Source organism: Mahella australiensis 50-1 BON, from assembly GCF_000213255.1.
Lineage (GTDB): Bacteria > Bacillota > Clostridia > Mahellales > Mahellaceae > Mahella > Mahella australiensis.
The window spans coordinates 1054682-1068896 of sequence record NC_015520.1 but is presented as its reverse complement, the minus strand read 5'-3'; the positions used below and the strand labels follow the sequence as shown (position 1 = coordinate 1068896).

At 42.4% G+C, this 14215-nt stretch carries 16 protein-coding genes; 2 read left to right on the top strand and 14 right to left on the bottom strand.

Features of this window, described 5'->3' with window-relative positions:
• Positions 1-20: 20 nt before the first annotated feature.
• From infB to MAHAU_RS05110, 9 genes are all read right to left on the bottom strand, one after another.
• Complete coding sequence (gene infB / locus MAHAU_RS05150) at positions 21-2384, bottom strand: translation initiation factor IF-2 (protein WP_013780663.1); 2364 nt, start codon at positions 2382-2384, stop codon at positions 21-23.
• Positions 2371-2655 (bottom strand): RNase P modulator RnpM, encoded by a 285-nt coding sequence (rnpM, locus tag MAHAU_RS05145; RefSeq protein WP_013780662.1) that lies wholly within the window; start codon positions 2653-2655, stop codon positions 2371-2373. The genes infB and rnpM overlap by 14 nt, the downstream gene beginning before the upstream one ends.
• The gene (gene nusA / locus MAHAU_RS05140; RefSeq protein ID WP_013780661.1) at positions 2652-3701 is read right to left on the bottom strand and encodes a transcription termination factor NusA; all 1050 of its coding nucleotides are present in this window, start codon (positions 3699-3701) and stop codon (positions 2652-2654) included. The genes rnpM and nusA overlap by 4 nt, the downstream gene beginning before the upstream one ends.
• A gap of 25 nt (positions 3702-3726) precedes the next feature.
• A complete protein-coding gene (locus tag MAHAU_RS05135) occupies positions 3727-4149 on the bottom strand; it encodes a ribosome maturation factor RimP (RefSeq protein WP_049783388.1) in 423 nt (140 codons plus the stop codon).
• A gap of 278 nt (positions 4150-4427) precedes the next feature.
• Entirely contained in the window at positions 4428-5342 is a 915-nt protein-coding gene (locus tag MAHAU_RS05130) for an RluA family pseudouridine synthase (RefSeq protein WP_013780659.1), read from the bottom strand.
• A 7-nt stretch (positions 5343-5349) separates the two neighbouring features.
• The gene (gene lspA, locus MAHAU_RS05125) at positions 5350-5814 is read right to left on the bottom strand and encodes a signal peptidase II (RefSeq protein WP_013780658.1); all 465 of its coding nucleotides are present in this window, start codon (positions 5812-5814) and stop codon (positions 5350-5352) included.
• Between the two features lie 44 nt (positions 5815-5858).
• Positions 5859-6515: a TraR/DksA C4-type zinc finger protein gene (locus MAHAU_RS05120; protein ID WP_013780657.1), complete on the bottom strand. Its 657-nt coding sequence runs from the start codon at positions 6513-6515 to the stop codon at positions 5859-5861.
• A gap of 1 nt (position 6516) precedes the next feature.
• On the bottom strand, positions 6517-6822 hold the full coding sequence (locus tag MAHAU_RS05115; RefSeq protein WP_013780656.1) for a DUF5665 domain-containing protein: 306 nt from the start codon (positions 6820-6822) through the stop codon (positions 6517-6519).
• Positions 6823-6906: 84 nt separating this feature from the next.
• On the bottom strand, positions 6907-7908 hold the full coding sequence (locus MAHAU_RS05110; RefSeq protein ID WP_013780655.1) for an LCP family protein: 1002 nt from the start codon (positions 7906-7908) through the stop codon (positions 6907-6909).
• A gap of 200 nt (positions 7909-8108) precedes the next feature.
• Between MAHAU_RS05110 and nadE the strand changes: the two genes are divergently transcribed.
• On the top strand, positions 8109-9047 hold the full coding sequence (gene nadE, locus MAHAU_RS05105) for an NAD(+) synthase (protein ID WP_013780654.1): 939 nt from the start codon (positions 8109-8111) through the stop codon (positions 9045-9047).
• Here nadE and MAHAU_RS05100 read toward each other — a convergent pair.
• From MAHAU_RS05100 to MAHAU_RS05095, 3 genes are read right to left on the bottom strand one after another with little or no spacing between them, the layout of a single operon-like run.
• Positions 9037-10260, bottom strand: a complete 1224-nt coding sequence (locus MAHAU_RS05100) for a glycosyltransferase family 4 protein (protein ID WP_013780653.1) — start codon at positions 10258-10260, stop codon at positions 9037-9039. The genes nadE and MAHAU_RS05100 overlap by 11 nt on opposite strands.
• Positions 10257-10433 (bottom strand): hypothetical protein, encoded by a 177-nt coding sequence (locus MAHAU_RS15720; RefSeq protein WP_171804964.1) that lies wholly within the window; start codon positions 10431-10433, stop codon positions 10257-10259. Before MAHAU_RS15720 ends, MAHAU_RS05100 begins: the two co-directional genes overlap by 4 nt.
• Positions 10414-10653, bottom strand: a complete 240-nt coding sequence (locus MAHAU_RS05095; RefSeq protein ID WP_013780651.1) for a hypothetical protein — start codon at positions 10651-10653, stop codon at positions 10414-10416. The genes MAHAU_RS15720 and MAHAU_RS05095 overlap by 20 nt, the downstream gene beginning before the upstream one ends.
• 551 nt (positions 10654-11204) lie before the next feature.
• On the opposite strand from MAHAU_RS05095, the gene MAHAU_RS05090 reads away from it, so the two are divergent.
• Positions 11205-12527 (top strand): D-alanyl-D-alanine carboxypeptidase family protein, encoded by a 1323-nt coding sequence (locus tag MAHAU_RS05090; RefSeq protein WP_083809842.1) that lies wholly within the window; start codon positions 11205-11207, stop codon positions 12525-12527.
• Here the strand turns inward: MAHAU_RS05090 and MAHAU_RS05085 are convergent, their stop codons facing one another.
• Both MAHAU_RS05085 and MAHAU_RS05080 read right to left on the bottom strand, forming a co-directional pair.
• Entirely contained in the window at positions 12528-13622 is a 1095-nt protein-coding gene (locus MAHAU_RS05085; protein ID WP_013780649.1) for a PIN/TRAM domain-containing protein, read from the bottom strand.
• A 100-nt stretch (positions 13623-13722) separates the two neighbouring features.
• A complete protein-coding gene (locus MAHAU_RS05080) occupies positions 13723-14211 on the bottom strand; it encodes a CarD family transcriptional regulator (RefSeq protein WP_013780648.1) in 489 nt (162 codons plus the stop codon).
• Positions 14212-14215: the final 4 nt, after the last annotated feature.

The following is a 14215-nucleotide window of genomic DNA, read 5'->3' as shown; positions in this document are numbered from 1 at the left end:
ATAAGTCAACCTCCCTGTTTTTATGGTTCAACCTCTTGTTGAGTATATGCTTCTATTATATCTTTTTCTTTTATATCGTTGAACCGTTCTATTGTAATGCCGCATTCATAGCCGGCAGCAACCTCTCTGGCATCATCCTTAAACCGCTTGAGCGAAGATATTTTACCCTCATATACTACTATACCATCCCTGATTATACGGGCATCGGCATTGCGGGTAATCTTGCCGTCGATTACATAGCATCCTGCTACAGTGCCTACATTACTTATCTTGAACGTTTCTCTAACCTCGGCATGACCCAGCACCACTTCCTCAAAGCGTTTTGCTAACATACCCTTCATAGCGGCCTTAATATCATCTATGGCATCGTATATTATTCTGTACAATCTTATATCTATATTATCCCTAGCAGCAGCTGTTTTAGCACCAGGCTCCGGTCTAACATTAAAACCTATTATAATGGCATTAGACGCGGAAGCCAATAATACATCGCTTTCGGTTATAGCCCCTACGCCACCGTGGATAACGTTGACACGCACTTCATCATTGCTCAAACGCTCTAAAGCCTGTTTAACAGCTTCTACAGATCCCTGCACATCGGCTTTGACTATTATGTTAAGGTCTTTTATCTCGCCCTCTTTTATCTGATTGAATAGATCATCGAGTGTTAAACGTTGATTGTGCTTGACCTGCTCTTCTTTTATAGTGTTCTTGCGTTCCTCCACTATTTTTTTGGCCAGCGCTTCTTCTACTACATAAAATTTATCACCGGCACTCGGAACGTCCGAGAACCCCAATACCTGCACAGGCATAGCCGGTCCGGCTTGATTTACCCGTTGACCTTTATCATTTATCAAAGCCTTAACCTTGCCATAAGTAAGACCCGATAATATAACATCACCTACATGCAGCGTACCGTCTTGAATTAGTGCCGTAGCCAGCGGGCCCATGCCTTTATCCAACTGCGCCTCTATTATTGTTCCATATGCTGGACGGTCTGGATTAGCCCTAAGCTCCTGCATATCGGCCACCAGCAATATCATTTCCAATAATGTATCTATGCCTATTTTCGCCTTGGCTGATACCGGGACGCATATGGTATCGCCACCCCAGTCCTCAGGTATAAGATCATATTCGGTTAATTGTTGTTTTATGCGATCAGGATTGGCTCCTGGTTTATCTATCTTGTTTATAGCTACTATAATTGGCACGCCAGCCGCCTTAGCATGATTTATAGCTTCTACAGTTTGAGGCATAACACCGTCATCCGCCGCCACTACCAATATAGCTATATCGGTTACCTGCGCTCCTCTAGCCCTCATAGCTGTAAACGCCTCGTGGCCAGGCGTATCCAAAAATGTAATCCATCTGTTGTTTATTTGCACCTGATAAGCACCTATATGTTGAGTTATGCCCCCGGCTTCCTGCTCAGTAACACGTGTAGAACGTATAGCATCCAGGAGCGAGGTTTTGCCGTGATCAACATGGCCCATAACGGTTACTATCGGTGGCCTTGGCACAAGCTTTGTTGGATCGGACACGTCGGTCTTTTCAAGCTCTAGCAACAGTTCTTCGTTACTCTTTTCCTCTTTGCGCTCCAATACTACGCCGTATTCCGAAGCTACGAGAGATGCTGTATCAAAATCTATTTCATCGTTTATAGTAGCCATTATACCTAACTTCATAAGCGACTTTATTATCCCAGCAGCTGGTTTGCCAATTTTCTCCGACAAATCTTTTACAGTTATAGAAGCACCTATCATTATAGGTTTATCGCTTTTAGGTATATCCATACCTTTCATCGCATTATTTTTAGCACCCTTTTTAGCAGGTTTCCTGGTTTTCTTTATTATAGGTTCATCGATGACATCCTCAACATGCTCGATACCCTGATAACCCTTAATTATCTTGCGGCCATCTATTATATTGTCGTCGTCCACTTTAACCCGTTCTTTTACTTTTTCTCCGGCATTATGGGATGGTGCAGGTTTTGGTTTCTGCGCGGTTTTGCGTCGTGCAGCCTTTTCTTTTTCCTCCAGTACCTCTGACTCAGGGGTTTCTTTACGCAATTTTTCAAGCGATTTATCCAAGTTGTTGTCGCGCCTGGCAGGTGAAGCCTGTTGCTGCCGCTTATTGCGTTCCATTCTGCCCTGCTGTATCGGTCGGGTTTCATTCCTATTGGGACGCTCGGATTTAGCGGCTTGTTCCGAAGCTTTGGCCGTTTCCAGGCGCTTTTGTTCCTCACGCTGTATATCCTGCTGCTTTTGAGCTAATACAGCCTCATATGCTTTTATCTCGTTCTCCAGCGAATTCGCCATCTTCATCAAGACTCCTACATTGTGCTTCAATCGTCTTTCATCTTGGTATACGCTACTTTTTGCCATCGGCAATTACCTCCGTATTAGAATATTTCTCCAAATCTTCATAAACGCTATCCTCTACTTTAACTTTCAATGCTCTGTCTAAAGCCCTGCTCTTGTGAGCCTTTGATATGCACTGGATATTGGCGCATATATAGGCGCCTCGTCCGGCCGCTTTACCGGTCGGATCTATGCAAACATTGCCTTCGTTATTTCTTACCACCCTTATAAGCTCCTTTTTAGGTTTAGCTTGCCTGCATACCACACAAGTCCTCTCCGGGATTTTTCTCATCATTTCGTTTCATTCACCTCTTGTTGATCAGGCGTTTTTATATCTATCTTCCACCCAGTCAGTTTAGCAGCCAATCTTGCGTTCTGTCCTTCTTTGCCAATTGCTAAAGATAACTGATTTTTAGGTACTATAACCCGCGCAGATTTCTCTTTTTCATTTAATATTACTTCTAATACTTTAGCCGGACTCAATGCGTTGGCTATAAATCGCTCAGGCATAAGACTCCATTCAACTATATCTATGCGTTCGCCTCTCAATTCGTTCATTATAGTCTGGATTCTAGTGCCCTTTGGACCTATGCAAGAACCTATTGGATCTATTTTATCGTACTTGGAATAAACTGCTACCTTTGACCTATGTCCGGCCTCCCTCGCTATAGCGCGTATATCCACTATACCATCATGAATCTCAGGTATCTCCAATTCAAACAAGCGCTTTACTAAGCCTGGATGGCTGCGGGATACTATCACATTGGGAGATTTACCACCTTTTTTAGCTTCCAGTATATATACTTTCAAACGGTCGTTTACCTTATATATTTCACTCGGCACCGTCTCATTCATGGGCATAATACCTTCTATTTTACCTAAATCCAAATATACATTCTTTCTATCGAGGCGCGCCACCGTAGCCGTCAAAATCTCGCCTTCTTTTTCGGAATACTCATCCAATATTATGTCTTTTTCCACTTCGTGTATTTTTTGTAATACTATATCTCTAGCGGCTTTCGCTGCTATACGCCTGAAATCCTTAGGCGTAACCTCAATATTTATTATATCACCCAATTGTACATCAGGCCGTATATCTCTGGCCTTATACAAATCTATCTCAACAGCAGAATTTTTTACATCCTCCACTACTTTTTTAGCCGCATAGACCTTTATATCCCCGCTATTGGCATTTATATCGACGCTTACATTATTAGCTGTACCGTAATCCTTTTTATAAGCCGATAAAAGCGCCGACTGTATAGCCTGCAATAACACATCCTTAGGCAAATGTTTTTCTTTTTCTATTTTATATAACGCCTGCATAAATTCATCGTTCATAACAGTCTTAAACCCTCCAATTCGATCAGAATTCTATTATAGGCTTTATCAAGGCTATATCTTTAATGCCAAACGATAAATGTTGGTTGTCCACGGTTTCTATCTCTACTCTTTCATCGTCAAAACCAACCAAAGTACCTTTATAAGTCTTATGCCCCATAGACTGCTTATAGAGCTTTATCTCTACCTGTTTGCCCATACTGCGCTCAAAATCGCGTTGAGTCTTAAGGGGCCTATCTATACCTGGAGATGATACCTCCAGTATATATGCTTGCGGTATTGGATCTATCTCGTCTAATTTATCGCTGAGATGCCGGCTTACAAGCTCGCAATCATCTATGGTTATACCGTCTGGCTTATCTATAAAAATGCGCAGATATTGTTCTGCGCCTTCTTTTTTAAACTCTATATCCACCAGTTCAAAGCCATTATCCTCTAATATAGGCATAACCAACTGCCTGACCGTATCCGCAACTTTAGCTTTAGCCAATTTACCGACCTCCAAATCGCCAATATTAAAGAGTGGGTTTCCCCACTCTTCTAGTCAAGCCATCTATTTACGTTTTTCTTAAATCAGTATATCACGAGTTAGCACTATTTGCAAGCCCGTTCAAAACACAATTTTATATATGCCATCCGAAGCTATAACAGCATTTATTTGCTCCTCCAAATCATCCATAGATTCTAATGTCACCGACCCAATAAAAAGATTCACCCTCCATAAATTTATTGCATTTGCCTCAATTTGTCGATTATATCGACAAAATAATCAGGCAGAGGCGCGCAAAACTCCATATATCGTCCCGTTCTCGGATGAACAAAGCCCAGGTATTGTGCATGCAAGAGCTGCCCCTTCAACGCAAAGGCTTGTTTTCTATAGCCGTATACTGGATCCCCTACTACAGGATGGCCTATATAGGCCATATGAACGCGTATCTGATGAGTTCGTCCGGTCTCCAGGCGAGCCTCTATGAGCGTATAACGACCGAATCTTTCTAAAACCTTAAAATGCGTTACGGCACTGCGCCCTCCACTCACAACAGCCATCTTCTTCCTATCGGTTGGATGGCGGGCTATAGGGGCATTTATAACGCCCGTGTCTTCCTTTATATCTCCTTCGAGCAATGCTACATATTTCCTTATCGCTGTCTTTTCCTTTATCTGCTGAGCTAGAGCGACATGAGCCATATCATTTTTGGCTACGACCAGCACCCCTGATGTATCCTTATCTATACGATGTACTATACCAGGACGTATTTCACCGTTTATGCCTGAAAGGTCCTTACAATGGGCAAGCAGCGCATTTACCAGTGTAGCGCTGTAATTTCCGGCAGCCGGATGGACCACCATACCCTGAGGCTTATTTATGACTATTATATCTTCATCCTCATATAATATATTCAAAGGTATATCTTCAGGCTGTATATCGATCGGCCGCAACTCGGGAACCTCTACTTTTATGATATCGCCATCCTTTAGTTTATAACCGCTCTTTATATGCTGGCCGTTTACTGTTATATTGCCGTTTTTTATAAGGTTTTGTATATGCGATCGTGTCCATTGTTCGAAACTTTCAGCCAGGAATGTATCTAAGCGTTGGTCAGCCTTATCTGAAGTCACGCAAAGCGTATATTCATCCATAATCGTTTTACACCATCGACTTTTTAGCATCGCTTACGAAAATTACATAATATCCAAATAATATAGTGCCTATTACTACTGCAGAATCAGCCACATTGAATATCGGATAATTTATAATACGAAAATCTATGAAATCTACGACATAACCCAACCGTATACGGTCTATGAGATTGCCCACCGCTCCGCCCAGTATAAGCCCAAGACTTATCTTAAGCATTAAAGGCATGTTCGGACGAGCAAGTACAGCATATACGATAACAGCGCATACCAAGACAGTCAGCGATATAAACAACCAACGCTGATTCTGCAGTATACTGAAAGCAGCACCTTTATTTTCAGCATATGTGAAATGAAGGACACCGTCCACTAACGGAATGGTATGTCCCGGCCGCTGAAGCAATATAGACGTCATCAAGTACTTAGTTATTTGATCGGCTACCACTACAACGGCAGCTATCAACAATTGAAACAAAGGTATACCCCCTCTACAGCATTTTAATAATTATACCACATGGCTCATCTATCTGGAATATCGTTGCCTTCCTCGGACAATTGTTCCTCATAATCCCCATTTATTGTTTTATCTACCCGCTGTACTATTCCTCTATCGTTTTCATCAAATACACCTTGCTGGTCACCTGTGCTATAACTGGGATCATTGGGTACTTGATTATATCTGGCCACCGCCTGCCATGAGTCCTCGCCGTCAAAGCCTATGCGGTCATCTCTGTCGGCCACACCATAACCGTAGTATGAACCTAGCAGTTGCTCTTCCACCGGTCGATCATGATGCAGTTCATCTATATCCGGACGATCATTTTGCTGGCAACTTATGCATAATTCGGCGTACGGCAAAACCTCAAGCCTGGAACTGTCTATAGCTTTGCCACATCGCTGACACACTCCGTAAGTGCCGTCGTTTATGCGTTTTAACGCATCATCTATACGCTGTATCACAAGACGCTGGTTCTGCTTTAATGCCATAGCCTCCTCCATTTGAAAGGTTTCGGTGGCTATATCGGCTGGATGATTATCGTATGTGGACAATTCCTCTATGCTATCGCGCAAAGAAGTATTAAAGTTATTCTTATCCATAAGTTCTAGTGTATCCATAGCCTTGCTGCGCTCCTTAAGCAATAGGCTCTTAAAATGCTGTAACCCTCTGTTCCTCATATCACCGCGGTCCCTCCATGTTCTGTTGTACTATTCTAACTATATCGGATATAAATTGGCCTATATAGGGCAGATTTAATACAACCAATTTTTGCAGTATATATAATATTACAGCTGCCAAAATGGTAAAACCTATGGCCATACCCAAGCCGCGCCAGAGACCAGCCATAAAATTTGACCAAAAGATCTTCCGCCGGTCATTTAGATATTCCATATATTCCGCCACTTTCATAGACTCCATCTGTTTTATAAACTCTGTCAATCGCTCATCCAATTTTTTTATAGCATCTTTATCCTCATCGGCCATAACATCAACTCCGCTCAGTTAATTTACCCATTTAGCATTAACTTTATAATCAAAAGAACTGAACATCATTGATTCCGCTTTTTGTCATTTTTCGTATATGAACTCATGCAAGAGTTGCGTATTCTTCTCTATATCCGGCACTAATACGGCCATGCCTCGGATATTTTGGCTCTTAAATGTGCCGTCGACCGGCAATCGATATTGTTGCATGGATACATCGCCAAAGCTTAGCACGGCTAGGCCTAGTTCCAAAATCTCGCCTTTTGATAAACTGGTTTCGCAATACTGTAATATACTGGCTACCATACCCGGCAATTGAATCGGGCCTGCTTTCTTTACCCTCTGGAATAAAGCCTCCATGACACGCCTTTGCCTTTCAGTACGCTCATAATCACCGTTACCGACATAGCGTATGCGCGAATACGCAAGGGCCTGGCGCCCATCCAGCCTCTGCATTCCGGGTTTTGTTAAATTGGGCGACGGCTTGCCCCCACTTAATTTATTTATTCCATCCAAATATGAGTTTAAAAGCTTAATCTCACTGGATTTAACATCTATATCCACCCCACCGAGTTCATCGATTATCTTGGGGAGATTAAAAAAATCCACAGTCACATAATCGCTTATATCCATCTTAAAATTAGTGTTTATAGTTTTTATGGCCAACGCCGGACCTCCATAAGCGTAAGCATGATTCATCCTGTCGCCTCCGTGACCTGGTATATCTACGTACATATCGCGCATAAGCGACGTCAACTTTACCTTTTTATTTTTCTTATCGACAGAAGCTATCATCATGGTATCCGACCGACCCGTCTGATCTGGGTCTCTGCTGTCTATACCAAACAATGCTATATTGATTACATTGTATTCAGGTGCTGGCTGAACCACATTATTATCAGAAGACTCAGGCGGCTTATATTCTGTAATGCCGAGATCTTTATCATCAAGTTTTGTCTGTTCAACACTGTTTAACATCATATAGCTATACCCTATAATCCCGCCGACGATAAACAGCACTACAATCCCCAATATAAGCAGCGCTTTACTAAGGCAGCCTCTCTTCTTTTGTTTATCCTTAGACATATCCTCTCCCTCTTTCGCACAAAATGAAACTGTATAACTCACTCAAATTATAACATAGAAACAGTGGAATATTGTATGGAAGAAATAAAAAATTTACATTTTTCGAGCTGAATAGCCACGCTTAATATTTTATAATTGCAAAAAAATGAAAATAGATATATTATTGTAACAGATATTGGCTTGGAAAGGATGACGCTGCCATGGGTATAAAAGAAAGATTAGAAATAGCCGATAAGGAAAAAGTGTGCTGTCAAATAGAGGACTTCATTAAAAATATTATGACCGATTGGCAAAGAGAAGGTTGCATATTAGGCCTAAGCGGTGGATTGGACTCAGCGCTGGTGGCATACCTTGCCGTAAGGGCTATCGGCAAAGCAAACGTGCAAGCGTTGTTTATGCCCGAAAGAGACAGTTCCAAGCAAAGCTACGATGACGCCTGCCTCATAGCCGAGATACTCGGCTTATCGATGAAGGAAATAAACCTTACGCCACTGCTTAAAAAAATAGGAGTATACGGCCTGGAACCCTCTCCGATGTTTATACCGCGTCCTATACAGGAACACTACGTTACTCAAAAATACCATCAATATTCCACTGAAGAAGAACCCACATTTCTTAAGACGCTAAAAGGCGGGGTAGGCCAATCCGAGCTCCAAAAGCACATAGCCTATTATCGCATAAAACATAGAGTACGCATGGTACTGCTTTATTTTTATGGCGAGATGGACAACCTCCTCATACTTGGCACCTGTAACAAAAGCGAAAAGATGACCGGTTTCTTTGTAAAATATGGCGACAGCGCATCGGATATCGATCCTATAGCCGATCTATATAAGACACAAGTGAAGCAATTGGCGCGATACTTATTGATACCTGATAGAATTATCGATAAAGCTCCCACCCCGGATCTCATGCCCGGACTCACTGATGAACAGGCTATGCGCATAAGCTATGACAAACTCGATATTGTGCTTATGGGCATTGCATTATCCATGGATGAACAGGATATAGCACAAGAGGCTGAAGTCGATCCTGCGACTATAGCTTATATAAAGCGCCTTGTGCAACTATCGGAGCATATGCGCAATCTTCCACCGCAGCCATTTATATCATCTCTGCCCGATGATATCAAATACTAATATACGGTAAAGAAGAAACAGGCGCTTTCTTCGAAGTACGTTTATTCTCGTGCAATACCTCTTTATACACTTTTATGGTAGCAGAAGCTATCATATCCCAATTATATGCCTCCTGAACTTTATAAAAAGCCTTTTGGCACATTCTCGATGCCATAGACGGGTTATCCAGCAGGCTCAATATGCTATCTGCCAAAGCTCCGGCATTGCCTGGTGGCACTTTATAACCGTCTACTCCGTCCACTACTATCTCGGATAATCCTCCGACATCGGATACCACTACTGGCACGCGGGCAGCCATGGCCTCCAGCGCCACTATACCAAAAGGCTCATAGAGGCTCGGAAAAACCGCTATATCAGACGACTTATATAATTTATTGCGCGTCTGCTTGTCCACGTAACCGGTAAACTGGACCTTCTCATACAGGCCCCTGTCCCACGTCATTCTCCTCAGCGCATCTTCATAAGGCCCATTTCCGGCTATAACAAACTTTACCTCAGGATGCCTGGACAGCACTGCTGGAGCCGCTGTTATGAGCGTATCTACGCCCTTCTCGCGTACCAATCGCCCCACAAAGCATATTATGCGCTGGTCGGGTGCCGCGTATCTCAAGCGAAAATCGCTTATATCGCCGTCTACAGACAATTGTTCTATGTCTACGCCATTGGGCAATATACGTATTTTATCCTCTGGCAGTTGGAACACAAACCTGAGTTCATCTTTCATATAATTGCTGCAGCATATGACACGCCACGCCTCATAAGTCAACCACCACTCCACGTTGCTTATATAGCGTTGCATATCATTGTGCAAGCCGTTATTGCGCCCATATTCGCTGGCATGAATGGTAACTATCAGCGGTTTGCCATATACATGTTTAAGCGCTCTACCACAGAATGCCATAAGCCAGTCATGCACATGTATTATATCGATATCCAGCCCATCGTTTAAAAGCTGCGTAGCACGCTCTAGTGCTGCCATATTCAAATGAAACACCCAATCTATAAAGTTGTTGGTGGTTATATTATATGGGCAAACGCGATATACATATACACCCTTATCCTCTTCAAACTCTTTAAGGGTATTGTCGTTACAAGTTATCACATAGACCGTATGTCCCATCTTAGCCATATGGTGGGACAAATCATAAACATGACTTGATATACCGCCCACGCTGCGCGGCGGGTATTCCCAGGCAAGCATAAGAACCTTCATCGACGCGCTTCCTCCCTGCCTTTGCACATGTACTTGATCTCGCCGTTTCCCATATCTATATGTGCTCGGCTTTCATCATCGAAAAAAAGCACGATTCCATCTTTACTTAATATTTTCACGCCTACGATGGTTTTCCCCTCCAATTGTTTCTGATTATCCATTGTACCCATCATCGTTTTCCTCTCTAAAAATGCGTTGCCAACGGCATTCTATATCGCCTTTACCATCCCTTTCGAATATAACGTTGCTACTATCATCCAATTCTATAGCGAATTCCTCTTTGCCTATAGAACGTACATCGGTTATCTTTTTGCCTATCATATGCGCGGCCACTTTCTCGGCCTTTTTTAGCTTATAGAGGCGTTTATCGTATAATTGATGCACTGTTGCCATATTATTCCTCCCTGCGTGCGCAAAATATCATATATTTATTATACTTTCTTTCGACGCATTTTATCCTGACCATACGACTGTTTCATTAACGTTCATTTATAACAAAAAATATTGATAGGTAAAAATTTCTCTCCAAAAATCATGCGATTTCTGTTATACTATTATGTATAATATGACTATTCAGGTACCGTTGCACGTAGGCGACGGTAACAATTAGCCTCATACAAAGATAGCAGACGTATTGGTATATGTATGGAGCAGGCCTTAGAACGTTTCGCTGTATGCTCTGCGAGCGTAGTGAACGGCAGGCGTAGGCCGGGCATGGACGCCCGGCCAGCCAGCACTGAGCATGGACGCGAATTGCTGGCGTTAGCCTGCCGGAACGAAGCAAGCAGTTAAGCATACACGAAACATTCTTCAGACTGCGAAAGACATATACCAATGCAATGCTCTAGTTTCACCGATATCCGGAATACATGAGACAGAGGCTAATTAGTTACCAAGCCTGTGAGATACCTGAACAGTCACCATAATAGCAATAACGGAGGAGCATGATGAAGAAAAAGCTGCTTGTCATACCCATGCTTATATTATACATACTCGCACTTGCGGCATATATCCCGGTCGCATATGCCGAGCCAACGTCGAACGATACACTAGCTGACGATGCCACGGTCTTGTCGCCACCTGCTGTATCGGCTAAAAATCTCATTCTCATAGACGCTAAGACTGGCAATGCGCTATACAGCATAAATCCGGATCAAAAGGCTTATCCTGCCAGCATAACCAAGATATTGACCGCCGCCATTGCGTTGGAACAAGGAAATCTCAAAGACGTGGTAACTATAGATGAAGAGGCTTCTTTGGGTATACCAGCCGGTAGCAGCGCTATCGTCATGGACAAAGGTGAGCAATTCACTTTAGAACAGCTTCTATACGGCCTTATGCTTATATCCGGCAATGATGCCGCGGTAGCTATAGCCAAACATATATCGGGTACTACAGACGAATTTGTAAACTTGATGAATCAAAAGGCTAAAGAATGGGGAGCAAAAAACAGCCATTTCGCTAATCCTCACGGTTTCCACAACGATAATCACTATACCACTGCTTACGATATGGCCATGATAGCACGCCATGCCATGACCATACCTAAATTTCGCGATATAGTATCAACCACATTGTACCTTGATATACCGAAAACCTTAAGAGGGGATCAGCGTCGCTGGGATAATATAAACTTTTTCGTACAGCCAAACAGCAAATATTATTACAAAGGGGCTACCGGCATAAAAACCGGATATACCAACCAGGCACATCATACGTTGGTAGCATCAGCGCAACACAACGGTACGGAGCTCATAGCCGTATTGATGGGTGAACCAAGCAAACCAGTTGCTTGGAAAGATGCTGCAGCGCTCATGGACTATGGCTTTAATGCATTTGCTCGAAAGATAATAGCCACTAAAGGGACACCGCTCGGTACAGTAAATATCACCAATGGATCAACATCTGAAAGCATAGAAGCCGTATTAGATCGAGATATAGATGTTATGGTACCTAAGGTCAGTGAAATCATTCAACCGTCCGTACATCTTCCATCTTCCATAACGGCACCGATAAAAGAAGGCGATGTAGTGGGTAGCGTAGATTATATGATAGGTAAACAGAAGGTAGCTTCGGCCAATTTGATAGCTCCACAAAGCATAACTATAAAACAAGCGGAGGCAATTCCTCCGCTTGTCACAGCAAACAGTAACAGTACCACATCATCGGCATGGTGGCAGATAAGTCTTGTACTTATAATAGTGGCCGCATTATGGATGCTGTATTCGCTAAAAAAGTCCCATGATAATGACACCTATCGCTTTTAATCATCCGGCCTTATCCATTTGCTTTGGTTTAGCGAATATCATACGCCCTGCCGCTGTTTGAAGCACACTTGTCACCATAACGCCTATGGTATGGCCTACGTGCTTTTTACCACCATCTACCACTATCATAGTACCATCATCCAGATAAGCAACGCCCTGCCCAGACTCTTTGCCATCTTTAACCACTTGAACCAGCATCTCTTCTCCGGGCAGTACCATGGGCTTTACGGCATTTGCCAGTTCATTTATGTTCAATACCTGAATGCCCTGAAAATCAGCCACTTTGTTGAGGTTATAATCATTTGTAATAACCTTGCCATTATATAATTTGCACAATCTGAGCAGCTTTATATCCACTTCATCGGCATCTTCAAAATCTACATCCACTATCTGTACATCAATGTCCAATTCTTTTTGTATCCTGTTCAATATATCCAGGCCACGCCGGCCTCTATTGCGTTTCAGCGCATCGGATGAATCGGCTATATGGCGCAGTTCCTTAAGTACAAAAGTAGGTATTATAAGAGGTCCCTCTACAAAGCCGGTACGGCATATATCGAATATTCTGCCGTCTATTATAACACTGGTATCCAATATTTTTGGCATAACATTGCCCGCATTGCTTGCGCCTTGTTTATCTTTTGAAGTATTTTTCTTAAACATATTGGCGAGACCAATTATGTCGTCTTTACGCTTCACAGCTAAAGTCACACCTATATAGCACAATAATACATAGATTAATATAACTAAAGCTGTAGCAAACCATTTAACAGGAATAAGCATAATTGGTTTGATCAGCAATCCAGCCACTACACTGCTTATTATGAGACCTACTACACCCAGCAAAACATCGACCAAGGGCACTTTCTGGAGTTCTCGTTCCATCCAATTGGTAAGCGATGACATCCAATGTATAAACTTGTTGGATAATAAAAACGATATGATGCCACCTGCAATAGAACAAACAGCATATAGGGCGATGCTTTGCCAAAGTGATAAACTAAACGTCAAAGAATCAGATATCAATAATGATATACCTGCTCCTATTATAGCACCTATAATTCCAAAAACTATTCTCAGCACTGTTATGAGCATTTAATATTCACCTCCTCCTATAGTATTCCCATTATACCATATTTTTATCATAAAGATAAGAAAATTTGAAGATTTTTGGATAAAAAATAAGCGTCCTTAATTAGACGCCTTGCCATATTCTTTCTTCTATAAGCCTCTCTATTTCATCTGTGCCAGTGCTATTGGCTAATGCCAACTCACTTACTAATATCTGTTTGGCGCTGTTGAGCATCTTGCGTTCGCCGGCTGATAAGCCCTTTTGCTTTTCCCGTATCATAAGGCTTCTAACTACGTCCGCTACTTCATATATATCCCCGCTCTTTATCTTATCCATATTAATCCTATAGCGCCGATTCCAATTGGTGTTATCACCATCTTGATTGTTCTGCGACAAAGCAGCCAAAACCCTTTTGCTCTCATCTTCATCTATTATATGCCTTATGCCAATATCATCCGCACTGGATAGTGGTATCATTATCTTTACATCACATACTGGCAACTTCAATATATAGTATTTTTGTGTAACCCCTAATATTTCTTTTTCCTCTATAGCTTCTACTACACCGGCACCATGCATTGGATATACGACTTTATCGCCTATTTGAAGCACAACA